We start from the raw sequence: 26,191 nt of genomic DNA, 5'->3' as shown, positions 1-26,191 counted from the left end.
ACCCACCTACTTACCATTCACCAGGAAATAAACGATCCTTACCGCATGGCCTTTTGATTGCGGGTCCTGCTGATCCGCGATGGTAAGGTTCAGGCGGTGCCGTCCTTTTTTTAACCCGTCGCCCAGCAGCAGGTACCAGGGCAGGTGCAACCCGCTGCTCCATTGGGTATAAAGGTCCACCGTCTGCTCCGGTCCGCCGTCGATCGAATAGCGGATCGTTCCCGCATCCGGACCAGAAACCACGGCAATACCCACGGAAGATCCCTGGAAAGCAAGGCTGGTCTGCGCCCCCGCTGCCGTCCCTTCCAGCACCGGTACGTTTACAAACCCAGGCCGTGTACCCACACCATCTGAGGGCTGCCAGGAAGGATGCAACACAAATCCTTTTTGTATGGAAGCTTCTTTTGCCGGAACATACCGTCCGCCTGCATAGTTCAGCGGGTCCATCGGTCCTGGTATCTTTTTAGGAACAACTGCCTCCGGTGTTTCGCCGCTCAGCTGCATTTGCAGCAAGGTCTTTATAGAATTAAAATACAGCGCCTGTCCGAAAGGTGCCGGGTGCAGGTTTTTAAAATCAGCGTCCCAGGTAAATTCTTTATGTGCGATTCGTGCGCTTACTTCCGCAGCCAGGTTGATAAACGGCAATCCGTAATGCCGTGCCACCGTTTCATGCACCGTAATTTCAGGTGGTATGTTCCCGGCCTGAAGATCGGCCAGTTTAAACTCATCGGCAAAGCCCATCAACACGATATCCATGGCAGGGTTGGCGCTGAGCGCATGCCGCACAATGCCTTCCAGTGCCCGCCGCTGCCGGATCTCAGGCGTACCATTCACCCGGTCGTTCACGGCTGCTTCAATAAAGAGCAGATCGATCCTTCCCTGGTCCAGCACATCCTTCTGCAACCGGAACGCATGAGGCAGACTACCCAGTGAAGGAATACCGGCGTTTAAAAAACGAAAACGCGTTTCCGGGTACCGTTCGGCAAGGTATTGCTCCTCCTTGTTGCGCCAGCCCGTCATATTGGTGATGGATCCGCCCAGGAAGGCGACGGTCACTGTTTCCTTATGCCGGATGCGGTACAACAGGTTATCCAGCTTCCCGTACGGATGGATAAAATCTGCTGCGGGCAAGGGCTGCGGCTGCCGGAGTACCTTTTCATAAACAAACCCGGCCAGGGCTTCCACATTTTCTATCGGGAAATGATGCCCTTCCAGTTCCTGCTTTCCGCGGGTCATCGGAATAACCGTTGCAGGCCCTCCGTTCCGTATATAGTTTTGAACCAGCACCAACGTATTCTCTTCCGCCGGAACGATCTTATCCTGCAAACCGATCACATGCACAATGGGTACCTTGTACGCCGCCAGCGCCTCCAGGTTATCTTTCGGCTGATCGGCGTATTGCAGCGCCTGCGTTTCTGTTAATCCGTAAACGTTCAGCAGCTGCTTCCACTCGCCGGGTGCGCCTTTGCCCTTTCCTTTTCCGGCCGGCCAGCTGGTAAAATCACAGACCGGCGCCTCTGCATAGATGCAGCTTACTTTTGAGGGGTTCCTCTTGGCCCAGCCATAGGCATACAATCCACCGCGACTTACCGCCTCCAGCGCTGGCCGTGGCTCGAAATGCTGTTGCGTGGTAAGATAGGTGTACAGATCATCCCAGCGGTTCATTGCACTGGAATGGCCATACCGGTCGCTGGCATTGATATAGGCAATGTATACGCCTTTCGACAGTAATATACTGTCCATCTCCGTATGCCATTCCGGGAAGTAGGCACGCCATACCCAGGGCCGTCCGGCCTGCGGGGCACGGGGCACCGTATACCAGGCCTCATTGCCGTTCAGTTTAAACATTACCCGTTTAAATCCTTTCCAGGTAACTTCTTTCTGATCCGTAATAACCTGCGCACTGCTGTGGAGGCAGATCCCGGCTGCAACCAACAACAATCCTAGTTTATAGTTCATTCACACTGCATTTATTCCGGCAAGACCACGTCGAGCTCCTTACAAAATAAGCGAAGTTTTAGAAACCGCCGGTAACCGCTACTCAAATTCATTGACGGTTTTTTGGCATTCCTGTAAACATTTTTGTCATCCGGGTATTCTCCATCCATCACATCACTTTTTGCCGCAGCTGCTCCGGCCCTGCACCCGGCAATGCTATTACAAACCGGTCGGCAGCCGTTGTCGGAAAAACGAGCAGGTTCCCTTTTGCTGTCCGGAATTTTTTACCGTTCTTATAGATCTGTACCGTTTTTCCCGGCCAGGGATTTTGCAGCCGGCAGGTGGCCCCTGCTTTTGAAACCAGCTCCACAAATACGACCGTCCCGTTGCGAATGACAGCGGAAGTGATAAAGCCACCCCTGCTCAGTAAACTGAACTGTGCATCCCAATCCTTTGGCCAGGCCGGAAACACCCGGATTACAGGGTCTTCGCCCGGAGCAGGTGGAGCGCTCTGGCACAGGGCCAGGTGCAAGGCATCCGATGCCCGGCCGATGCGCTGGATATTGGTGGTATAAAAACCTTCGCTCAGGTCCATACGGTTCTCAAGCACGGGATTGCGCGCCGCACCTTTGAGCTGGTTGGGAATTAAAAAGCGGACGGCAGCGGCCCTGCCAAGCACCGCCGCTGCGGCCGGGATCTTTGATAATACATGCGGGAAAGTCTGCTCCGGCGATGTATGCCGGAAATACCCGTCGAAGGTATTGTTGGCAATGGTAAGCATCGAAGGATCGCCACCCGGGTTACAAAGATCAAAGAACCATACGGGCATGGTATTACCATCCGGCAGGCGTTTCCCGTTTCCGCGTATGGGGCTGGTGGGTTGTAATGAGCCTACCCAGGCCTCCGGTTGCTGAGCCATATCCGGATAGTCCTTTGTTGTAGCCAGGGGCGAAAGATGGGCCAGGAATTCCTTCCACACCGGGAGCAGCTCCGCATCGGTATTTAATAATTCAGCCGCTTTGATCACCACCGGGAAAATACCCATCATAGAGGAGATTTCTTCCACGGTATTGTGTCCGCCCCAGATGGACTCGTTATCATTCACGTGCCGGATGTGGTACTTCCCGTCTTTTTCTTTTTTCACGTTCGGAAAATTGCGGTAGAATTCCGCCATCCCTTTTAGCATCGGATAAGCCTTCTCCCGCAGCCAGTTGAGATCTTTTGTATACTCATACTTTTGCCAGTACTGGTAAGCGATCTTGGCGCCACGCGAGAAGATATGATTCACCGGACCATAGGGCCCGTCGCCCCGTTCCGTATACTCCCATAACCCGTTTTTCCATGTGCCGATGTGTTTCCAGTTCCACCGGCTGAGGAAGGGTTGTTTGGCAAATGCATAGTCCATAAATTTTTTCGAGCGCTGCTCCCAGGGCTTGCGGATCAGGTAGAGCTCGCGCATCTCTGCCGCAATGTCATCAGGTAGTGCAGGCACTCCGTCAAAGCCCACGGTTTCGGGAATAAAGATCCCTTTTGAACCCCATTGCTGGGCAGCGGCTTTCTCAAAAGAAGGATATGCATTGCTGTACATCCTGAACATCGGATCCATCAGCTCCAGGTGATTGGTCGGATACAACGCTTCATAATAACAGCTCTGGTTGGCGCCCCAGAAGGCCCCGCCCCACTGGCGTGCATCACCACCCGTGGTCCACAGCATGCCATTGAATTTTGTAGGAAAGTCGCCCCTAGAACTCGACCCCATCACATAAAGGAAATAGGTATAATTCTTTTCAATCTCATCCGCCACTCCATCTGTGCTGTTCAGATGCACAAAGGATTGCTGCCAGAAACCGGCCCACCATTTTTTATTGGAAGCATAGATCCCTTCAAAACCCTTTTGCTGTGCCGCATCCAGTTTACGCATTGCAGCAGCCGTTACGTCAGCGGTTGAATCGAAAGAAGCGGCACTTGCAATAAACACCGTGGTCTGTGGCGTTCCCGGTGCAATGTTCAGCCGCACGGCTGAAGCCGTTGTTTTTTCCGCAGTGGCGGTAGCACCGGCAAGTCCGATGACCACCGCCGAACTGCAATAATAATCGTCTTCCTTAAACACCTGTTTCAATACAATACGGTCGCCCGCTGTTTCGATCGTGGAAACGGCTGAGTGGTTGCCCCGCAGCGAGACCGGCATCCGCAGCATGCGCAGATGCACCAGCAACGGAAGCGCGGTACTGCGGTTATCCTTTACATTTACGGCCATCACATCCGCTTCATTCCAGGCCAGCACTTTTGCCTGTACGGCTTTGCCGGATACGGTTGAAACCCCATCGTAACAGGACAGCTGCTGCCGGAAGTCCTTCCCTTCAAATACCGGCTCCCCAAAATCCAGGTCCACATAACCGGTACCGCCGCAATAATCCGTGTTCCGTTCAAAAAAATTATTAGAGGCAGAGTTGCTGGCAAATACATCCACCCGGTTGATCTGCATGCTGACCTGCGAAGGAGTGGTCCATACCAGGCTGCCCATACGTCCGTTGCCCACCGGCTGTCCGGCTTCACTGCGTGATGCCGGCTGTTCATACATAAGGTCGGCTCTTGAAACCAGCTTCTGGTAATCCACATCAAACAAAGCGGTGCCCGCGGGTTTTACTGCCTGGCCGCTGGCTGACAAAATAAAAAACAGGCCGGTAATGATTGCACTTACTTTTCTCATAATGATTCGTTTATTTCAGGAGTAATGATCACCGTTTTTTTATCCCAGTCAACGGTTATGGTGGTGCCATCGGAAAATGTGGTACGCTCCCGGGTAAACTCCTTGTTTAAAAATTCATGATTGGTCATTTCTGCAAAGGCCAGCCGTTTGTTCAACGCGCTCATCCGGTTTACCTGCGACAGTGCCAATGGTCCTGCATCAAAATCCCGGCCCAGCTGCGGCAGCCCGGCATTGAGCAACCCGTACAGATCCGAAGGATTGTAGGTGGTTAGGATGGCATCGTGATATACCAGATCCCAAAGCGGTACGGTGATCCCGTTACGTGCTTTGAGGGGCGATGAAAAGTCAACAAAGGGAACCGTCCAGTCGCAGGCCGTTTCTGTGCCCACAATGCCCAGGTGTGCCTTGGCCCAGCGATACAGTTTGATGCGCTCATTCATGGCGCCGGTACGCGTCAGCCGGTTCTGCGGATTAAAGTCTTCATCAGGCGGCACATATCCGAACACATCCAGGTAGGAAGCCTGTGGCTTGATATCGTGGTTCAGCAGCCACTGGTAATTTTTCTTCATATGCCCCAGCATGAACCGGCCGTTCAGGTACGACATCTTACCACCGTCCCAGTAATCCATATAAGGGATCTTGCCTTCTTTAAAATCCCCGAAACGTGTACCCGGAAAGATCGCCGGCAAGGCCGTGCTGTCTTCTTCGTGAATAGCGAATTTTGTGTTGAAGGACGGGGCATCCACATAATAATCGCGGTACTGGTCGTGCAGACCGAAAAGATATCCAATGTCCTTCAGCTCCCGGCCCAGCCGCTGCATGCCTTCCCAGCCACCGGCCGCGGGGGCGGGCGGAAGCACATCCGGATGCTGCCGGTCGTAGCCGAGTTTGGGCCAGCCGGTAAGCACCACCATCAAATGCTTCAGTCCTTTATTCTTCCACTGCCGGAACTGTTCTGCACGCTGGTCAAAGCTCACAACAGCGTGCCGGGTGGCGGAATCCCGCTTCCAGCGGGCACTTCCGGGAAGATAATCGGTAAGGATACCGGAACGGACAATGGGCGTTCCGATCAGGTCGCCTACCTGTTGTCTTGCCGCCACTTTATCTTTCAATGATACGAACCAACCATTCTCAATGGCATATTGCCGGTAACGCTTTGCCATATCCACATAATTCCCTTTTTCAAAAAAGCACATACGTACGGTACGGGGATACCCCAGTTTACCCAGGCTCGGGCGCCAGCGCGGCCCAATGAACGTAGGCCCGCCGGCAGGGTGCCGGAACTGGTAGGCGGCATCATCAGGCGTTTCCACGATCAGCATCATTGCTGAAGTTCCTTTCTGAAACCCCCACCAGGACATGGACCAGTCTTCGATCACATTGCTTTGCAGTTCGCTCCGGTCCGTTTTTGTAATAGTGCCATCCGGCTCAGAAGTGCGGATGGGGTGATACGGCTTTGGCCAGTTGCGGGGCAGCAATACGCCGCGTACATTGCTCAGCAGGGTATAATCGACTGCGGCCGCGTCCAGTGCCGCCGGCCAGTCGAGCTTGCGCACAACGGTATTCTTTTCATCTGCCGCGATATCAAATACCAGCTCTTCCCCGGGGCCTTCCAGCGCCAGGGTAAGGAACAGTTTCAGATCGGTTCCCGCCCAGCCTTCCAGGGTTAGCTGAACGCCTGATTTATATCCCGTATTATAATAGCTGATCTCTTTTTTTGCGGCACCTGCAAGTCGCAATGTTTTTTCTTTTCCCGCATCTTTTACTACAAGATCCCCATCCTGCGACGGGAAAAAGGTCCAGTTACCTGTTATTGTTTTTACCTGCAGGGAGAGATCGCTGCTTTTTAGGAGGACGGTGTTTTTTTTACCGGCGATCATCCAACCGTCGCTGGTCCTGCGCACAGCTACTTCCGGTGCGCCGAAGATCTTATTTTCAAATACCGGTTCTTTTCCCGGGGTACCCGGCTGCTGTGCAGTTGCGTTAATGCTGCCGAGCAGGGCAAGTACTATGCAGCACCGCAACAGGGAGAAGTGCTTTCCAGTTTGTATTTTATGTTGCATGATGATGTTGTTTGTTGATAAAAATTGCGAAAGGGCATTGAGGTATTTTGCCACTGAGACACTGAAATAGTTTGCCACCAAGACCCAAAGGCACGAAGAGGCACAAAGATTTTTTATTATCTGCTCATCTTCCTTCCCGGGCCTTAAAGAGCTGTTGAAAAGCTGCTCACAGATTGATCAGATTTACACGGAAGGCTCAAACAACAATATTATTTGTCTGTGCCAATCTGTGTGATCTGTGAGAATCATTCCCCGTTTTTTTTGCCCCTAAGGCACTAAGACACCAAGAAACACAAAGATTTTTATTATCTACTCCTATTCCTTTCCAGTCCTAAAGAGCTGCTGAAAACTGCTCACAGATTGATCAGATTTACACGGAAGATTCAAAGATCAATGCTCATACCGGTCTGTGCCAATCTGTGTGATCTGTGAGAACCATTCCCCGTTTTTTTTGCCGCTAAGGCACTAAGACACGAAGAAACACAAAGACTTTTATTATCTGCTCCTCTTCCTCCCCGGGCCTTTAAAGAGCTGTTGAAAAGCTTCTCACAGATTGATCAGATTTACACGGAAGGCTCAAACAACAATATTATTTGTCTGTGCCAATCTGTGTGATCTGTGAGAATCATTCCCCGTTTTTTTTGCCACTAAGGCACTAAGACACCAAGAAACACAAAGATTTTTATTATCTACTCCTATTCCTTTCCAGTCCTAAAGAGCTGCTGAAAACTGCTCACAGATTGATCAGATTTACACGGAAGATTCAAAGATCAATGCTCATACCGGTCTGTGCCAATCTGTGTGATCCGTGAGAACCATTCCCCGTTTTTTTGCCGCTAAGGCACTAAGACACGAAGAAACACAAAGACTTTTATTATCTGCTCCTCTTCCTCCCCGGGCCTTTAAAGAGCTGTTGAAAAGCTGCTCACAGATTGCTCAGATTTACACGAAAGGCTCAAACAACAATATTATTTATCTGTGCCATCTGTGTGATCCGTGAGAACCATTCCCCGTTTTTTTTGCCGCTAAGTCACCAAGAGGCACAAAGACTTTTATTATCTGCTCCTATTCCTTTCCAGTCCTAAAGAGCTCACAGATTTATCAGACTTACACGAAAGATTCAAACATCAATGCTCATGCCGGTCTGTGCCAATCTGTGTGATCTGTGAGAACCATCCTTTTTTTTGCCACTAAGACATCAAGAGACACAAAGATTTTTACCATTTGTTTTCTGCCCCTTCGTGATTCTTCGTGCCTTTGAGACTTCGTGGCATATTCACACCAGAACTTTTTTGCCACTACTGATAATCGGGGTTCTGGAAATCCGGGCCCATCATGTCCACTTCGGTTTGCGGGACCGGCCAGTAATAAAAACGGTCTTCAAATACCCGGGTCACATTACCCGGATCCCTATAGCCGTTCAATACTTCTTTCCCTATTTTCCAGCGTTTAATATCATAATACCGCAAGCCTTCAAAAGCCAGCTCCACCCGGCGTTCATTACGGATGGCGGCCCGCGTTAAGGGTGCCGCTTTGGGAGGCATGCCTATACCCGGCCGTGCCCGTACATCATTGATCGCTTTTAATGCCGCCGGATTGCTGGTGGTACCGCCACCCAGTTCCACCATCGCTTCTGCATACATCAGCAGCACATCGGCATAGCGCAGCTTTACAAGCGCCTGGGAGCTGCCCGCCGGTCCGCCGGAACCATCGTTCACGGTAAGGTTGATGTATTTCCGCATACCCAGGTTATTTACAGAAGGCGATTCGGCTTTGAATTTGGCCTCGTTGTTAAACCCGATCGCAGGATTATAGGCCCACGGATCTCCCGGGGTAAAAAGGGTCAGTTTGAGCCGGGGATCCCGGTTCTGATAAAAATCATTGCGCATCCGGTTCTTCGGATCGTAGAACGAAGGCACAACGGGTGCCACAGGAGTGGTACCGTCTTTCATTTCATAACAATCCACCAGGCTGTGCAGCGGCACCATCGAAAACCGGGAACCATAGAGCAGGTCCAGGTTGTGTACCGCGGTGGGACTGCTGGCCTTTACGGAGAACAGGATCTCGGGATTGTTCTCCTGCTCGCCCCAGAAGATCCCCTGGTAGCTTTTTGCCAGTGATGCCCTGCCTTCATCCATCACTTTCCTTGCAGCATCCGCAGCATCCTGCCACAGGCTGTTGTACAAACACATCCTTGCTTTTAATGCGAGGGCTGAAGCGCGCACCGGGTGCCCGTCGCCATAGGCCACATCAGGAAGTCCGGCAGCAGCGCTGTCCAGGTCCTGTATCATTTTTTTTACCACATCTATGCGGGGCGCTTTTTTGGTCTGGAACACATCCGGACCAAAACCCAGCTGTTCTGTGATCAGCGGTACATCCCCATACAGCATGGTCAGCTCATTGTACATAAACGCCCGTAAAAAAAAGGCCTCTCCCTTCATGCGCGCTTTGTCTGCCTCCGTCAGGTCCGGTACGCGGTGCAGGTTTCCGAGGAACCAGTTGCAGCGGGCAATGCCTTTATAAGCATCCGTCCATACACGGGTGATGATACCGCCGATAGTGGGCGTGATCACCCCTCTTGAAATATCCGTATAATTATCAAGCGTGGAGTTGCAGTAGGCATTGTCCGTTAACCCTTCAAACTGCAGGGAAGAGAAGGAACTCAAGTCGATCGCAAAAGCAGGTGTCCGGAGCGAACTGTAGCAACCGGTAAGCGCCAGCTCGGCATCATTTTTTGAGGTCCAGAAAACCTCATTGGTTATTTTATCAAAGGGCTGCTTATCCAGGAAATTATCTTTCTGGCATCCGGCCAGTAACACCACCAACATCCCCCACAAAAAAATTCTTTTTATCGTATAGATCATCATAGTCGTAAGTTTAAAAAGTGACTTTAATCCCAAACGTATACACGCTGGCCTGCGGGTAAATGGCAAAACGGCCGCTGGTATTATCTGTAATTACGCGTTCCGGATCGCCTTCAAAATCTGAAAACGTGAGCAGGTTCTCCCCGGAAAAGTACACGCGCAGCTGCTGTGCCTTTAGCTTCTGCAACAGCCGGCTGCTGAAATTATACCCCAGCACCAGGTTCTTTAAACGCAGGTAGGACGCATCCTGCAGCCAGAAAGAAGAAGCGGCGGTAATCGGCATGTATTGATCCACATACATACCGGGCAGCTCATTAGTAGGGTTATCCGGCGTCCAGCGGTCGCGCCAGAAGGTAGGTGGTGGCGACCATTGCCGGAAGGCACCATATCCCCACTGATCGGTATATACTTTAATACCGGCCACTCCCTGGAAGAAAAGGGTAAGGTCAAACCCTTTATAAGCAGCGCCCAGGTTAAAGCCATAGTTGAACTTCGGGTACTGCCCCGGGATCACCACCCGGTCGTAAGCATCCACCTTGTTATCCGGAACTCCATCCGGACCGCTCAGGTCCGCAAAGATCAGATCACCCGGTTTGGGCGTATACTGCTGTTTGGGTGCGGCATCGATCTGTGCCTGGTTCTGAAACACGCCTGTCCATTGCCACATATACCAGGAGTTCCAGGGCAGCCCCTCTCTCCGCAGCTTATTGTTCTGTATCTCCTCTGCGCCCAATTTGGTAACGCGGTTCTTATAGGTATAATAATTGGCACCTGCAAAAAAATCCACATCACCAAAGCGGTCCTTGTAATCCAGACTGAACTCAAACCCTTTGTTCTCCATGGCACCGGAATTAATGGTAGGTGCCCCCATACCCACAAAGGCCGGCACCTGCGCTATCCGGAGGATGTTTTTGGTTTGCTTGGAGAAGTAATCGAATGTACCGGAGAGTTTACTATTGAACAACGAAAAATCCAGCCCGATGCCGGCAGCCGTCGTTGTTTCCCAGGTGATGTTTGAGTCGGCAAGATTGGCGTTCAGCACGCCGGTAGCCACTTTATCATAAATGTAGATACCATTATCCAGCAGGTTCTGATAAGGATAGTTACCAATATTCTGGTTACCCAGCCGCCCCCAGGAGCCCCGGATCTTCAGGTTGGAAAGCCAGCTGATCCCCTTCATAAAATTCTCCTGCGATATCCGCCATCCGGCAGACATGGAAGGAAAGGCACCCCAGCGTTTTCCTTCGCGGAACCGTGAAGATCCATCCTCCCGCAGACTTACCTCCAGCAGGTACCGGCTGTCGAAGGCATAGTTCAATCTGCCGAAGAACGACTTCAATGCCCATTCATAGCCGTAGCCATTGGTGGTTTGTGCATCAGTGCCTCCGGCATTCAGCGCCGGCAGGTTCTCTGAAGGGAAATCCCTGCGGAAACCGGCCAGCTGCTCATAATTAAAATTCTCCTGGCTGTATCCGCCCAGTGCCGTAAAGTGGTGCACATCATTAAACACCCGGTCGTAGGTAAGGGTGGAATAAAAGGTATAATGAATGTCTTCCTGCTGGGTCTTTGTAAGCGTTATATAGGTACCCAGGTAGTTTTGCTGTGGCGCATAAACCCCGCTGACATCCGGCTGAAACAGGAAGGTAGGCAACGGTATATTCTGCCGCGTCTGTTTATCGGTATTATAGGTTACCCCGCCCTTTACCTGCGCCTTCAGCCCTTTTGCAATGTTCACATCAATATAGCTATTGGCCATTACACTGTATGCCTTGTTGTAGTCCTTGCTCGTCTGCATTACGGCATAGGCGTTCTGGTTGGTAGTTTCAAAATCGTAGGCCTTGCTGGTTACCCGGCCGCTGCCATCGGGCAGGTAGGGCGACCACAGCGGATGCTGGGCATAAATGCTCAGCACCAGGTTCTCGGTATTGCTGAAGGGATCCATTCGGTTGCCCTGCATAAAGCTGATATTACTGCCAAAGCTGATCACCTTGCTCATCTGGGTGCGGAAATTGAACTGGGCATTGTAGCGTTTATAGCCGGTTTTTATCAGGATCCCGTCCTGGTCCAGGTAGCCCAGGCCGAAATTGTATGTTGTCCTGCCCTCTCCTCCGTTCACACTCAGGTAATGCTGCTGTATCGGCGCATTTTTAAACATCAGTTCGGTCCAGTCCGTATTGGGATACTGCGCAGATCCGTTACCATTGCGGTAGGCATCGATCTGTGCCTGCGAATAGAGTTTACTTAGGTTCTGTCCGGTGCGGTTGATGCCCTCATTGCTGAGCTCCATAAACTCCACCGAGTTCCAGATCAGCTTTGGCACACCCAACGGTTTTTGCAACCCCCAGTTGTAGGAATAATCCACATTCAGCCGGCCTTTGGTACCGGCCTTTGTGGTCACCAGTATCACTCCATTGGCCGCCTGCACCCCGTAAATAGCAGCAGAAGCGGCGTCCTTTAACACAGAAATAGTTTCAATGGCATTGGGATTGATATTGGTGAGAGAACCCGGTATCCCGTCGATCAGCACCAGGGGGTTATTACCCGCGGCACTGAAGGTACCCACACCGTGGATCTGGATGGAGGGATTTTCCAGTCCCGGCTGCGCCGAGTTCTGCACCACCTGCAAGCCCGGCACTTTCCCTTGTAACAGCAGGGAGCTGTTGGCCGCCGGACGTTTTACCAGCTCCTGACCGGAGATCGTGGACACTGCACCTGTAAGGTTTACCTTTTTTTGTGTGCCATAACCCACTACGATCACTTCATCCATCTTGCCCTCGGCGCGTTCCAGCACAATGGTAGCCGTCAGCTGACTGGACGGTACTTCTTTTGTGGCATAGCCCACCGCAGAGATTACCAGTATGGCCTGCTCATCTTTTACATTGATGAGAAAACTGCCATCATCTTTGGTAACCGTGCCGTTGGTGGTACCTTTTTCAACAATATTAACATCCGGCAGGGGCGTACCGGCTTCGTCCACCACGGTTGCCTTTACGGGCACGGCGGCCCGTTCCGGCTCATTGCCGATGATCACGATCAGCCCCTTGTTCATTTTTTTATACGAGAAGGCGGTGGTCAGCAGCAGCTGCTGCATCACCTCATCGATGGTAGCATTTTTTGCATACACATCAATCCGCTGCTTACTCAGTGCCACACTGTCGCTGTAAACAAAACGGTAATCATATTTTTCTTCGATTCCCTGTAAAACAGCAGTAATGGCAATGTTGTTTTGTTTTAAACTGATCCTTTCCTGGGCAAAAGTATCGATGGCGATCGCCTGACTGGAAGTCAGCAGGACGATAAAGACGACAAGCTTCATTATCAACAGGTATTTGATAATTAATTGCACCCCATCCCGCATGGCAGGGCAATCTTTAATTTTCATATTTTTGTAATGATTAAAGTGATGGAATATTGCTGTCCAGGCAATTATTTCTGTCCTTATCCGGCGGAAAGTGTTACGAGCATTTTCCGCCTTCTTTTATACATTATGTTTCTTTCTTCATATGGGATCGTTTAAGGGTTATTTATAAAGCAACACGTTATTTTTATCGATCGTATATTTTATACCGGCAGCAAGACGGAAGGTTTCCAATACTTCGGTAAGACTTTCATCCTGAAAGATACCGCTGAGCCTGCGGTTCAGCAACCCGGTATCCTGCACGCGGATGGTACAGCCATAATGCCGCTCCAGCGTTTTTATGATCGTCTCCAGCCGCTCCTGGCCAAATACCAGCCGGTTCTTCAGCCAGCGGGTTTCAGGCGCTGCGGCTTCCGCTGAATCATAATTTACTTTTACCACCGCGATCTCCGGAACGTCCCTGTCAGCAGCGGTGGCGGCCGGGCTCCGCACGATCACTTTTTCCATCGGCTTCAGCAGGATCTTCCCCGTTTCCTTTTGTTTGAACGCCACTTCCACCACCCCTTCCATCAGGGTGGCCTGGGCATTGGTTTCATCCTTGTAAGAACGTACGTTAAAAGCCGTTCCAACAGCCTTTACATCCATCAATTGCGTATGCACAATAAAAGGGTGTGCTTTATCTTTCGCCACTTCAAAATAGGCTTCACCTGTCAGATACACGGATCTTGTTTCCACACCAAAGCTATGATCATACGTAAGCCGGGTATCGGCATTTACCCATACTTTGCTGCCGTCCGGCAGGATGAGGTTGGTGCGGGAGCCCTTTTCCGTTGCCACCACATTGGAGGCCTCCTGTTGATGCGGACGGCCTGTAAAATGGTACAGCAATCCCCCTGTGGCAAGCACAATGATCACGGCCGCGGCAGCCACCCACCGCGCGGAGATCGGGAAGGTCCGGCCCTGCTGTCCGGTCTGGCGGATCCGTTCCCGCAGTTTTTTTAATGCTGCTTGATTTGTGGCCGTTGCCTCCCGGTTAAACAACGGATCCGCGCCGGAAAGCACTTTCAGCGACCGCAGGATGGCCGCATAAGATTCATTTGCTGCGAGGGCCTCATTCAGCTCCTTTTGTTCCAGCAGCGTTATCTCGCCGCTTTCCTTTTTTCTTACCAATTCAATAAACCGGGTCCGTTCCATAAAGACTGCACTTATGGGTAAGAGTATCCGGAGGCTAAAAACCCTTAGTTATTAAAAAAAAATCTGAAAAATTTTTAAAATGGTGCGGTTAGCCTGACAAAGGCTATTCAAATTGAAACTCTCCGGGCTACCGCCATCGTATATTGAAAAGCGTTGTTGCTGCAACAATACTGCATAGCTTAAACAAGGATTGGTTGCGTCCACACGGTAAGATCGACCGGGACAGCATGACGAAAGAAACGCACGTTACTATACCCACATAACGGAAGCATAATGATTGCTCATCCCGCTGAGCAGAATGTAACGGAGCCGAAGGGATTTTAAGCTGTTGAACACTGCGGTTGTTACAGAAAAGTCCCTGGCGCGCAGGCCCTATGGTGTCTCACAGCTTGTACCCCATTTACATACCCGAACGTTTTCCCGGTTTGTAGCGCTCTATCTGTTGCGGCAGCGCCGCCTCCAGGCATTCCACAATCCTGCTGTAAGCCAGCCGCATATGCGCTTCCACGGTTTTAACCGAAATATCCAGCAAGTGTGCCACATCCTTATAGCGGAGGCCGTCTTCCTTTATCAGCCGGAAAACCAGGCGGCATTTATACGGCAGCGCATTAATGGTTGCTTCCAGCAACAGCGTTGTCTCTTTGGCCATAATACCTGTTTCCGGATTTTCAGCGCTAAAGGAAATGCGTTCGTTTTCTTCAGTTGCCAGCGGTGCCAGGCGCTTACGCGATTTAAGATAATGGACTGCATTGTTCTTTAATGCGCGGTAAAGGTAGTTGGCAGGATGGCCAATGGCTGCCAGGTTTTTGCGGTTCGTCCACAGGTTTACAAAAAGATCCTGCACCAGGTCCAGCGCCACTTCCTTATCGCCTGCGAGGGATACGGCAAACACCTGCATCCCTGGGGCAAAATGAAGGTATAGTTTTTCGAAAGCTTCATGGCAATCATTTGCGGCAGCCTGTTCCAGCCAGTCCTTTATCCTGTCATCCATATGCACAACCAATTTATTACACACCGGCCGGGCATTTTGGCCGGGCCGGTATTTCATTCCTGTCTTTTTTCTTCAAAATAACCCCAAAAGACCCCGGCAATTGTACACCTTATTTGCTAAATACTCCCCTTTTTTAACCGTTACCCCGTTCCTGTACCCCCGGAAGGAGCGTATCGGCAGCCGGTAGCCTGCAGGGCATTCCGGTACTTACACAGGCAGCCGGCGGAAAACAGCTGCTCCCTGAAAGACATTCGGCATCAGCTGTTTGGTAAAGATGATTACAGTTTTTTGATTGATTTTGTTACGGGTTCCGGCTGATGGAGTTTATTGAAGCACCTTTATCAGCTGCCGCATTTCATCCATAGTGCCCACTGTAATCCGCGTCCATTGACCCTCCTCTTCATAAATAAACGTGCCTTCTATATTATTGCTCTTAAGCACATCAAAAAAATCCTTTTTATAGTCCGCCAGGGAAAAATAAATAAAGTTTGTAACAGAAGGAATACAACGCATGCCCAGCCGGGTCAGCTGTTCCATGGTATAATTTCTCGCTGCTGTATTTTTGGCATGGCATTGTTTTACAAAATCAACGTCGGCCAGAGAGGCCAGCGCCGCCGCTCTTGAAACCACACTTACATCTCCGTTCGCCCATGTTTGCAGCTCAGCAATCTGGTTAATGGTATCCTTATGGGCAATCGCATAGCCCGTTCTTGCACCTGCCAGGCCATATATCTTGGAAAAGGTTTTTACCACCACCAGGTTTTTGTTATCCGCAATAAGATGACTTACCGAAGGCTGATCTGTAAAATCAATGTACGCCTCATCCACCACCACCATTGCCTTTTCTGTTGCAGCTTTAATAAAATCGATAAGCGCCTTGTGTTCGCAAAAGGTTCCGGTAGGGTTGTTGGGATTGCATACGTAAATCATGCGGGTATCCGCATCAATTGCCGACAGCATAGCTGCCAGGGAAAGTTCTTTTCCGGGCGTTACCGGAACGGCAATCTTTTTTAGTCCCAGCTTTTCTGCTCTTTTTGTCCAGTTGATATACGAAGGATGCCCTACAATAAAATTCCCTTTTTTAAAAGCAAGCCACTGAACGATCAGGTCCAGGATCACCGTGGATCCTGCGCCTATCAAAATATTATCTTCTGTTACGCCCTCTTTTTTGGCCAGTGCTGCCATTAGCTGCTCCGCTGTACCCCAGTTATACCGGTTGCTGCTGTTAATGCCCTCTGCCATTGCTTTCCGCGCCAGCGGGCAGGGTCCGTAAGGATTTTCATTAGAGCTTAAGCGGATGGGGTTGCCGGCTGCCGTATCAACTGCCTGAGCAATGGAGACCGGCAATGCAAAGGTTTTAAAAGGGGCCATGCTCAGGCCAGCTGTTACAAAACCGATTTGCCGTAACCAATTTCGCCTGTTTGTTTGCATCGTATTTATTTTTATATAGGTATTTAACGGAGCCGATCGCCTCCCGTACTGGTATTGCTAATTTATTCCTTTTTTATAACTATATAAAATTTACCGGCCGGGCATTTTCCTCTGGCAGTCAACCGGCTATTCCCCCGGAGGCCGCACAAGGCCACGTATCATTTTTTTCAGCAGGAGTCTGCCCGTTGCAGCCCAATCGCTACTCTGGCCCTTCCGCCCGGACAAACAAAACAGTCCCGGTAATATTCACCCCCAAATTTGTCGCTTTTATACACTGCCCGGTTCTTAAATGCGGTGCATCTTTGTATTGTCAATAAACATTCGCACTACCATTAAACAGGCGTTATGAAACAGTTATTCGACAAGCGTCATCTTTTCAATACAATACTTTTAATTACCATCTTTATGCTTACCGCATCTTCTTCTAACGCGCAGCAACCCGCTCCTGCGGACAGTGGTTATGCCCCCCTCAAGGATTTCAAAGTTTATTACAAGGTTTATGGCCAGGGCCAGCCCCTGGTATTACTACATGGTGCTTTTATGACCATCGATCTCAACTGGGGCCAGCTGATCCCCGAGCTGTCAAAGACCCGCAAGGTTATTGCCATTGAACTGCAGGGGCACGGGCACACGCCGTACTCCGACCGGAAATTATCGCACGCCACCCTGGCAGGTGATGTAGCCGGCGTAATGGATTATCTCCATATCGACAGTGCAGATGTGGCCGGTTACAGCTTTGGCGGGGCTGTGGCCTATCAGTTTGCCATACAAAACCCTGAGCGCGTAAAAAAACTGGTGATCATTTCTGCCACTTATAAAAGTGAGGGCTGGCTGCCCCAGATAAACGCGGCCTTTAAACAAATGAAGCCGGAGCTGTTTGCCAACTCGCCCATGAAAGCCGCGTACGATGCCGTGGCACCGGATACCACAAAATGGATCCCCTTCCTGCAACAGATGATCGCTTCTGCCGGGCAGCCCTTTAACCTGGGCGATGCTAATATTGCAAAAATTACAGCACCCGTGCTCATCATCTCCGGCGATAATGATGGCCTGGATAAACTGGAGCTGATAAAGACCTACCAGCTGCTGGGCGGTAACGTAGTGCTCGATTTTGGAGTAACACCAAAATCGCAACTGGCCATTGTACCGGGACAGGGGCATATGGGTCTTATGGAGCAAACAACCACCCTTTTAAACTACTTCAACGGTTTTTTAAAATAACCAGTTAAGGTTTTTCTGGACCCGGCTGTGGTGCTTATGGCATCGGTCTTGCGTCGCACTCTTGTGCAGCAGCATATGTGGCAGCAAAAGGTTCTTTCCCGCGCAGGCGATCGGGATTGGTTCAGGATCTAATCAGTATTGAATATACTGGTATATCCTATGGCCTTTAGCACAGCATCACCCAGCCGGTCTTTTAGCTGTGCCAGGTATAAACTGCGGGGCGCTACCGGTGTACCATGCGCATCATAAATACCTTCAGGCAGCAGCGGCTCCCTGTTAAAAGGCATGGCCCGCTGCTGCTTTTCTCCTGCTGACCCGATGACCCAATTATACGCACCGGGTGGCTGCTGGTTCAGGTAAGACATCGCCTGGCAGTTCCATGCCACAGCCCAGCCAATGGCCCAGCCGTGCCCGGAGCCCATTTGGCCCCGGTTCATAAAATCGATACCGCCGTCCGGCACCTTACAGTCATCGATCAGCAGGCCCGTAGCCCAGCGCTGGTGCGGCTGTATCCAGCCATTGCCGGTAAATGTACAGTTCAGCAATACGATGGGGCCACTGACCTTGGCTCCTGTTGCCAGAAAAAAAACATTATCCCCATGGATGAAGCACCGGTCGAACAACAATTGAGCCCCGTCCGCAGACAGGTCCGCCGGCTTGGCCGCTCCGATAGTAGGCACAGTATGCCGGATGTCCACACCCGTTACCGTGATCCGTTTACCACCGATGCCGATGCTGTTCACCGTGTTACGGATCTGTACCTCGCGAATCCAGCCATCGGTTAACCCCCGTGTGCGTATTGCCGAATGATGGCCCTGGCTGATGGTAACAGATTGCTCCGGCGCTTCTATCAGCAGCCGCTCCACCCCCGCATTTTGAACCCCACCGGTTTTTATTATTTTTTGTACTGTGGCTCCCGGCTTTATAAAAACGGCGTCATAGTTATCGGTAAGGGGTACATCAACGGTTATGGTATTTCCGTTTATGGCTTTTATGGTGCGCTCCACAGAAAGCTCACCGGTGATCCAGGTTTGTTTTTTTCCATCACGTACCAGTGTATCCATACCCATAAACCGTACCCATTCCGGCGTAACCGGTTTTGTGATCATTACCCCGTCTCCCACCTCAAAGCCTGTTACATCTGCAACGCTGATCCTGTCAGTACCCGAAGGCAGATACACATCCGTGATCAATGCCTTGCCGCCCGACAGCGTTGTTTGAACCGGTGCCTCTACACGGATGGCCACATGCGGCTTACCGGTCATGATAATTTTTGAAGCGGGGCCGCTGCCGCGCAATACGATACCGCTGCTGCGGAGGGTGATGGTTTGTTCGCAGGGGAAACTACCGGAAGCCAGTACCACGGCCCCTCTGAAGCCATCTGCCAGCGGCAGGGTAGCCGCCGAATCAATGGCTTTTTGAATGTTGGGCGCATTATCACCTGCTACCGGGTAAAGGGTTATTACTTCCCTTACTTCCGGCAGCCGCACCCCTCCGCCTTTATACCCGGCATAAGAAAAATCCATAATACGGTCGCCCCGGGGAGTGGTTTTGTATTCCAGCTGTCCGCTGGTATTGATGTGTATCCATTGGCTTTGCTGTGCTTTACCTCCTGCCCGTTTTTGTGCGGCGGCAGTACCCGTAAGCAGCATCAGCGCCAGCAGGGCACCACCGCTTTTTTGAAGAATGTTTTGCATTGTATAAAACTTATTTTACGGCCTGACTACCGACCTTCGTTATACCGCACCCCTTCCTTGCTGGCAGGATCCGCATCCAGCAATACTTTTGCCCTGGCAGCAGCTTTTATTTTCTTCAGCGTGATGGCGTCCGATGACCTTATAGTAATAATGGAAGCGGGGGTGCCTGCGGCACGGAAGCTGCATTGCGTCAGCTGCGCCTGCTGCACATCCTGCATAAAAACCGCCGGGCGCTGGTCTTCCTTTTTTGTTACCACTTCCAGATCCTTCACCCGGATCTGCTGTGCATGACGCAGCCAGAGCCCGTAAGCGGGTATTACCGGGCCAAAGGTTTTTACCTCCGGGTACTGGTCGATGGCTTCCGGTACCATGGCCTCCGCCTCTCCTGCTGCACCGCCGCCCGGCAGTGTAATGTGTATTTTTTCCAGCGTAATGCCGGATATCTTATGTCCCGGCACACCGGTAATGAGGATGCCGCTGGCCGATTTCAGCTGCGTACTGTCTGCCGATACTGCGGTAATATTTTTGAGCACCACGTTTTCAAACAGTCCTGTTTGCTGTTGCACATCCTGCCCTTTGCGGAACACGCTGAGCCGTGAACCCAGGCGCAGCAATACGGGCGTGCGGATATTGGTCATCTTTATACCGGAGATGATTACATTTTTTATCTGTGCACCATCTACTGACAATAGTTTGATGCCACCGTTGCGGGTGTCGTAAATAATACAGTCCGTGATCTGAATATTCTCAAAATCAGCCATGGACTCTGTCCCCATCTTAATGCCGGCCTGGTTGCTTTTTAAGCGCAGCCCGTTTGCCTTTATGTTCCTGCAGGCCATTTTACTGGAGGTGGTTTTAAATACCAGCGCATCATCCCCGCTCTCCACATCGCAATTGCGGATGGTTACCTCCTGGCAACCGTCAATGCCGATGCCGTCATTATGCGCCACCCCTACACTTACAATTTTCAGGTTTTCGATCCGTATATTTTTTGATTGAAAATAATGGGAGGTCCAGGCGCCGGCATATTTCAGCGTAACGTCCTTTACCTGTACATCCGTACAGCGCACTACCCGCAGCAGGAAGGGACGACGGCCCCAGCGCTGCCCCTCAGGCCGGATATCTTTTAAAATATGTGCGGCTTTTAGTTTACTGCCCTGTCCGTCGATGGTACCGGCTCCTTCTATACCGATGTTCTTCCGGTCTACCGCCACTACCAGCGCCCAGCCTACATCAATGCCCAGCCCCTCAGTAAAGGGGTCCAGGTTGCGGTAGGCTTCAATATCGGTGCTGCCGAGAAGTGTGGCTCCTTTTTGAAAATGTAGCACCACGTTATCCTTTAATTCGATGGTACCGGACAGATAATTTCCTTCAGGAAAGAATACCTTACCTCCGCCGCTGCCGGCACAGGCATCAATGGCTTTCTGGATGGCCGCTGTATTCAGCGTGGTGCCATCGCCTTTTGCGCCGAAGTCTGTAATGTTCTTATCCGCAGCCCGCGTACACAGCCAAAAGCCCGACAAACAAAACAACAGCAATGATCTCATCTTTAACAATTACATTTAAAAAAAGGGGTAGTACTGCGCTGCGTATCGCCGTTGCACCGCGCAGCCGCGTGAAATAAAAACCGCAAAGGGCGTAAAGAAACGCAAGGATCCGTTATTGCCTGTTTTGCGTAATGACCTTCAAATACCGGCGCTGCCCTATATGAATGATATCAACCGCAAAGTATGCAAGCGTATTTTTTTATTCGTTTCCGCATGAAATTTATCGGTTAATCCAGCTCGCCGGTCTTCATTTTTTTGGAACCGGTTGTATTTACATTGGCTACAGCGCCCTGCACCTTCAGCTGGATCACCGAAGCAATGGCATCCGGTGCGGCGGCCGGTATATCGATCACCACATTCCCGTTTTCATTGCGGGCTTTTAGTTTTTTGTTACCGGCCAGTAATGCAGCACTGGCTACCTTATTGGCAAGGCCCGGTACCACCAGCTTTCCGTCTTTGGGCCAGTCGAACACAAATAGGTTCAGCAGGGTATTGTCACCGGATTGCTGCATGGTGCACCGGCCCCAGGACAGGTCTGCCAGCGGACTGGCATGTGTGGCGTAAATGGCACTGCTGTTTATCTTCATCCATTTGCCAATAGCTGCCAGCCGTTCAATACTTTCCCCGGGCACTGTACCATCCTCTTTTGGTCCGATGTTGAGCAGGTAGTTGCCGCCCTTGGAGGCAATATCCACCAGGTTACGGATCAGGGTCTCGGTCGATTTCCAGTTATGATCCCAGCTCTTATACCCCCAGCTCCCGTTGATGGTCATGCAGGTTTCCCAGTCCTGCCCATCCAGCTCCGCCTGTGTGGGAATTTTTTGCTCCGGCGTTTTGGTATCCCCCGGAAAATTAGGCCGCTTCAGCCGGTCGTTGGTGATGATATGTGGTTGAAGCTTTAATACATCCTGTAGTTTCTGCGCGGCCTCGTCCGTCATGTTGGTAGGTGTATCCCACCACAGCACGGCGATATCGCCATAGTTGGATAAAATTTCTTTTACCTGCGGCACGGCCACATCGTTAATGTACTGATCAAAAGTCTTTGTTTCCTGTGCAGGATCCCAGTGCCCTTTATGCGCCAGGGTATATGCATCTATTTTTGCGGAATCCGGGTTCGGCCAGCCTTCCTTCATTTCCTTACGCGCCACCGCTCCACCGGGATTGTTCCAGTCCTGCGCCTGGGAATAATAAAAACCCAGCTTCATCCCGTATTTGCGGCAGGCATCCGCCAGGGGTTTCAGCAGGTCTTTACCATAAGCCGTTGCATCTGCCACATTCCATTTGCTGGCATTGGATTTAAACAGCGCAAAGCCATCGTGGTGCTTGGAGGTGATGATGATGTACTTCATCCCCGCATCCTTTGCCATCTTTACCCAGGCATCCGGATCATAATTTACGGGGTTAAAAGATTTTGCCCGCTCCTGATATTCGGCCACGGGAATCTTGCTGCGGTTCATGATCCATTCGGCACCACCCCGCGCCTGCTGGTGGCCATGGTACACCCCGCCCCATTGCGAATACACCCCCCAATGAATGAACATGCCGAAACGTGCTTCCCGCCACCATTTCATGCGGGTATCCTTATCCACCGACTGGCCGTTTACCATACCTGCAAGCAAACATGCAAACGCAATGATTACAATTCTTTTCATATTTATATTTTATATATATTTTTGCCGGCCCGCTGCTACTATCATCGCTTGTTGTGTCACTCCTTTCATCCTCCGGTAATGCTATTCTGCAAACAGGTTACTCCTGACGGAGCACTTGTTCTATTTCGCCTGCGCACCCACTTCATTTGCCTTCAAAGCCTGGGCGGTGGTAGCTGCGGTACTGTACTGGTCGGCACCTATATCCCATTTTTTATTACGCGGCTGCCCCTCCATATCTACGGCTGCAACGGGGTGGTTGCTGCCGCCCGCACCAATAGCCGGACTCCCCTTACTCAAACGCCAGATACCATCAGCACCCTTTACCAATTTGGGATCGGTCACCCGGTATCCCGCTTCCGGCAGATCACCGGGTCCTTTGGTGTTAAAAATAATATTTCCGCTCCATTTTGGTTGTGTGTAAGGCCCTGCAATGGACACCGCGGCATCACCGCCCTGAATAATATTACTGATCACCGATATAAAAGTGGATCCCAACCCGTTCTTCCGTTCGGGCTGTATAATATTCCGTTTGTTGTTTACCAGTGTATTAAAAGCGATCCATACCCGGTCCGGCCGGTCATGGGAAGTCAGCGGTGCCCCATCAGCTACCTCGGCCCCGCCATTTCCAATGGTAATGGCCGGATCACAGTTCTCAAAATAATTGCTGAAGATATGATGGTCATCTCCAAAAATGCGGATGCCAGGCGTATTGAAAAAATAGTTCCCGTACACTTCGCATTTATTGCCATGTCGTAAGGTGAACTGCGCCGGGCAATCGCGGATGGTATTGTAACGCAGCGTTACACCGGACGCTTTTACGGAGATGAGTTCATTTTCTCCATGACATTTTTCAAAAAGATTGTACTCCACAACGCTGTTGCTGGTGGATAAACTGAACCCGCTTAAACCAAACTGCAGGGTTTCCGCACCATTGGCACCACCCTGGTCCGGAAAATTGTAAAAATAATTGTGATGGATGTGCAGGCGCTCCGCTACCTGCTTTCCCTCTCCGCGGATCGCGAGGATACGCCCCATCTCCGTTTTGTTTTGAAAAGTGTTGTAGTCGATTTCATGATCACTGCCGGCAATGGTCAGGTATTCTCCTTTACCAGGTGTTTCAAAAACATTGTGCGTCCAGCGGCAAAAGCGGGTACCGGGCGCCGTACGTGCTTTTGAAGCCGCATGTGTGAACTTAAAACCCGAGATGATGATATAAGCCGCCGGACTAACGATACTTATGCCGCCACTTCCGTTTATTTCCGCTCCGCCGGTGCGCTCGGCACGGATGGTAATGGGTTGTTCTTTGGTACCCTGTTGTGCAATCTTAATATCGGTTTCTGCCGTGTACACCCCATTTTTCAAAATGATCTCATCGCCGGGCTTTGCCTGGCCGATGGCCTTCTGAAGATCCGGCAACGACTCCACGGTAATGGTTCCGGCAAATAATAACACGGGCAATTGTAACAATAGTAAAGCGGTTATGTATCTTTTCATCCTGCTGTTTTTAATCAATCATGCGCCTGCCCGGGATTGGGATTGGTATTCTTTTCATATACCTTAACATCCGTCAGCCACAGGGATTCGTTCTTTAATAAAGGACTTTGTCCAACGGGATCCTGGTTCAGCTTCCCGCCGGCCAGACTTCTGTAAATACCGTATTTATTGCGGATATAAGAAGCCCCGCTGCGCCACAGGTCTATGTTCTCATCCTTAAAATCGATCAGTACCTTGCCATCTCTTATGCGGATGATCTTACAGGAATAAGATCCGTTGTGCGTGTAGTGCATTTCTTCCCGCACCTGCACCCATTCGTTCTCAAAATCGGCCAGCGGTATATTATCAACGATGGTTCCCTTGCCGGTGCTGGCGCCATCCACGGAGTGAATGATCTGTATCCGTTTATTGCTTCCGTTGCTGTTGGCACGGGGAGTAATGGTGATGAGCGGACTCCCGTTATTGGGTCCGTCCTGCGCTTTCAGCTGATGGATGTGACAAAAACTGGAAGTGGGCTGGAATCCCTGGGGCAGTTTGAATTTCCATTCCAGTACCTGCCACTCATCCCAGTTGCCCTGGATTTTGGCCCAGGTGGTATTGTTGGTAGCCGACTTCATCTCATTCCGCTGGCGGTCCACCGTACCGGAACTGCAACGGTCTCCGTCGATCACCGGATCGATATGAATATTAAAGCGGAACACATATTTATTGAGATCCGGGTCCAGCTCGGTATCGCAGTGCACACCGTCCGGATGTCCGCCATAGCCCCCGCTGCAATTGGGATGCTCGGAATAATCAAACCCATAGGTCTTCATAAAGGTATTGATGGCGCTGTAATTCTGGCCAGGCATAGAAGCATTTGATTCCAGTGTGGTGGTCAGCTGGTACCCTTCGTTGGGGTCCGCCGGTCCATCCGGACCATCTACCGCTGTTTTTGTAGTGCAGGCGATGGCAAGCAGGGCCATGCAGCCAAACAATGCATTTGTTGTTTTTAAATTTTTCATATGCGATCATTGTTTGCTCCCGGCAGCCGGGAACGGTCATTTACAAATAACTTACATATTCCGCTAAAAAAATACTCCTGATTTGCATTCTATTCAACGATTTTGGCTGATCCTGCAAGGTTATGTAGTGACGCTGTGTTATCCCGGCAAAAAAGATACTCCTGTTTGTCATGCTATCCCGATGCATCATATATGCGTCAGGTTAATTTTTACTATTAAAAGCTGCAACCAGCATCGATTTTTGAAGTAAGTGACCGTAACAGATAACTTAGGTATAGTGCGCCGGTCATCGCGCAGGGTTTATACATATCCGGTGTGTGAAATTATCGCCGCGCCGCGGCTGGGGCGCTCATTTGTTCACTCCTGGTTACAAAGATTGCCGGCGCGCTGCACCTTTGCGCGCTTGCTTTTATTGATAAAGTGTGCCGGAAAGCCCGGCTTTAAGGGTATTTCATCCTGAAATGGCCTTGCTTATCCTGATACATTTGCGATTCATCAGGCTATTTTTGCATCTAACCCTGAAACAAGTTCAGCGTAACATACACTTCTTTCGTAATACTGAGCGGAGCACAGTAGGCCCATGGCATGTAAGCTAAATAGTCAAACCCCGGATGGGATTATACTTCAATAGCCGGCGGTTACACCAATTCGTTACTACCGGTTGGTATTGAACCCCGGCGGGGTTCAACCAGTATTGCGATCATTAACCACGCGTTTCACGCGCGGTTAATCGATACCTCCGAAGCTGCAAGGCACCGCTGATCTTTAAAGCAAGTAGCAATAACAGTCCATTAAGGTGCGGCGCACCGGGAATAGCGGGAGGTGATACGGCCGCCACGCAGCAGGTTACCGCCGCGCTGCGGCTGGGAGGGGTCGCCGGGCATTCCGGTTACAACGATGAGCGGCGTGCTGCGCCTGTTTTGATCCGGCAAATCGTAAGGGGTTCACTGATACGTCTGCGAAGCTGCAACGCAGCGCTGATCTTTAAAGCAAGTAACAATAACAGCCCATTAAGGTGCGACGCACC

Annotated in this window: 14 protein-coding genes; 1 reads left to right on the top strand and 13 read right to left on the bottom strand. The window is 50.9% G+C overall.

Annotated elements, in window-relative coordinates; all coding sequences use genetic code 11:
• Positions 1-6: 6 nt before the first annotated feature.
• From K7B07_RS17125 to K7B07_RS17090, 8 genes are all read right to left on the bottom strand, one after another.
• The gene (locus K7B07_RS17125; RefSeq protein WP_223711744.1) at positions 7-1,959 is read right to left on the bottom strand and encodes an SGNH/GDSL hydrolase family protein; all 1,953 of its coding nucleotides are present in this window, start codon (positions 1,957-1,959) and stop codon (positions 7-9) included.
• 148 nt (positions 1,960-2,107) lie between these two features.
• Positions 2,108-4,648: a glycosyl hydrolase family 95 catalytic domain-containing protein gene (locus tag K7B07_RS17120; RefSeq protein ID WP_223711743.1), complete on the bottom strand. Its 2,541-nt coding sequence runs from the start codon at positions 4,646-4,648 to the stop codon at positions 2,108-2,110.
• Entirely contained in the window at positions 4,645-6,711 is a 2,067-nt protein-coding gene (locus tag K7B07_RS17115) for a DUF5696 domain-containing protein (protein ID WP_223711742.1), read from the bottom strand. The genes K7B07_RS17120 and K7B07_RS17115 overlap by 4 nt, the downstream gene beginning before the upstream one ends.
• 1,298 nt (positions 6,712-8,009) lie before the next feature.
• Positions 8,010-9,578, bottom strand: a complete 1,569-nt coding sequence (locus tag K7B07_RS17110; protein WP_223711741.1) for a RagB/SusD family nutrient uptake outer membrane protein — start codon at positions 9,576-9,578, stop codon at positions 8,010-8,012.
• Positions 9,579-9,588: 10 nt separating this feature from the next.
• A complete protein-coding gene (locus K7B07_RS17105; RefSeq protein ID WP_223711740.1) occupies positions 9,589-12,957 on the bottom strand; it encodes a SusC/RagA family TonB-linked outer membrane protein in 3,369 nt (1,122 codons plus the stop codon).
• A 138-nt stretch (positions 12,958-13,095) separates the two neighbouring features.
• Positions 13,096-14,127: a FecR family protein gene (locus K7B07_RS17100; RefSeq protein WP_223711739.1), complete on the bottom strand. Its 1,032-nt coding sequence runs from the start codon at positions 14,125-14,127 to the stop codon at positions 13,096-13,098.
• A 400-nt stretch (positions 14,128-14,527) separates the two neighbouring features.
• Positions 14,528-15,118, bottom strand: coding sequence for an RNA polymerase sigma-70 factor (locus K7B07_RS17095; RefSeq protein WP_223711738.1), 591 nt, complete (start codon positions 15,116-15,118; stop codon positions 14,528-14,530).
• Between the two features lie 324 nt (positions 15,119-15,442).
• Entirely contained in the window at positions 15,443-16,489 is a 1,047-nt protein-coding gene (locus K7B07_RS17090; RefSeq protein ID WP_223711737.1) for a pyridoxal phosphate-dependent aminotransferase, read from the bottom strand.
• 405 nt (positions 16,490-16,894) lie between these two features.
• On the opposite strand from K7B07_RS17090, the gene K7B07_RS17085 reads away from it, so the two are divergent.
• Positions 16,895-17,770 carry an alpha/beta fold hydrolase gene (locus tag K7B07_RS17085; RefSeq protein ID WP_223711736.1) on the top strand — a complete coding sequence of 292 codons (876 nt, stop codon included), beginning with the start codon at positions 16,895-16,897 and terminating at the stop codon, positions 17,768-17,770.
• 128 nt (positions 17,771-17,898) lie between these two features.
• Here K7B07_RS17085 and K7B07_RS17080 read toward each other — a convergent pair whose 3' ends face one another.
• From K7B07_RS17080 to K7B07_RS17060, 5 genes are all read right to left on the bottom strand, one after another.
• Positions 17,899-19,467, bottom strand: a complete 1,569-nt coding sequence (locus tag K7B07_RS17080; RefSeq protein WP_223711735.1) for a hypothetical protein — start codon at positions 19,465-19,467, stop codon at positions 17,899-17,901.
• 26 nt (positions 19,468-19,493) lie between these two features.
• Entirely contained in the window at positions 19,494-21,014 is a 1,521-nt protein-coding gene (locus K7B07_RS17075; RefSeq protein ID WP_223711734.1) for a glycoside hydrolase family 28 protein, read from the bottom strand.
• 227 nt (positions 21,015-21,241) lie between these two features.
• Positions 21,242-22,666 carry an alpha-L-fucosidase gene (locus K7B07_RS17070; protein WP_223711733.1) on the bottom strand — a complete coding sequence of 475 codons (1,425 nt, stop codon included), beginning with the start codon at positions 22,664-22,666 and terminating at the stop codon, positions 21,242-21,244.
• Positions 22,667-22,786: 120 nt separating this feature from the next.
• Complete coding sequence (locus K7B07_RS17065) at positions 22,787-24,160, bottom strand: polysaccharide lyase 6 family protein (RefSeq protein WP_223711732.1); 1,374 nt, start codon at positions 24,158-24,160, stop codon at positions 22,787-22,789.
• Between the two features lie 14 nt (positions 24,161-24,174).
• Entirely contained in the window at positions 24,175-25,164 is a 990-nt protein-coding gene (locus K7B07_RS17060; protein ID WP_223711731.1) for a polysaccharide lyase, read from the bottom strand.
• Positions 25,165-26,191 lie beyond the last annotated feature (1,027 nt).

Source organism: Niabella beijingensis, from assembly GCF_020034665.1.
GTDB lineage: Bacteria > Bacteroidota > Bacteroidia > Chitinophagales > Chitinophagaceae > Niabella > Niabella beijingensis.
This window is presented reverse-complemented; position numbering and strand designations above follow the sequence as displayed.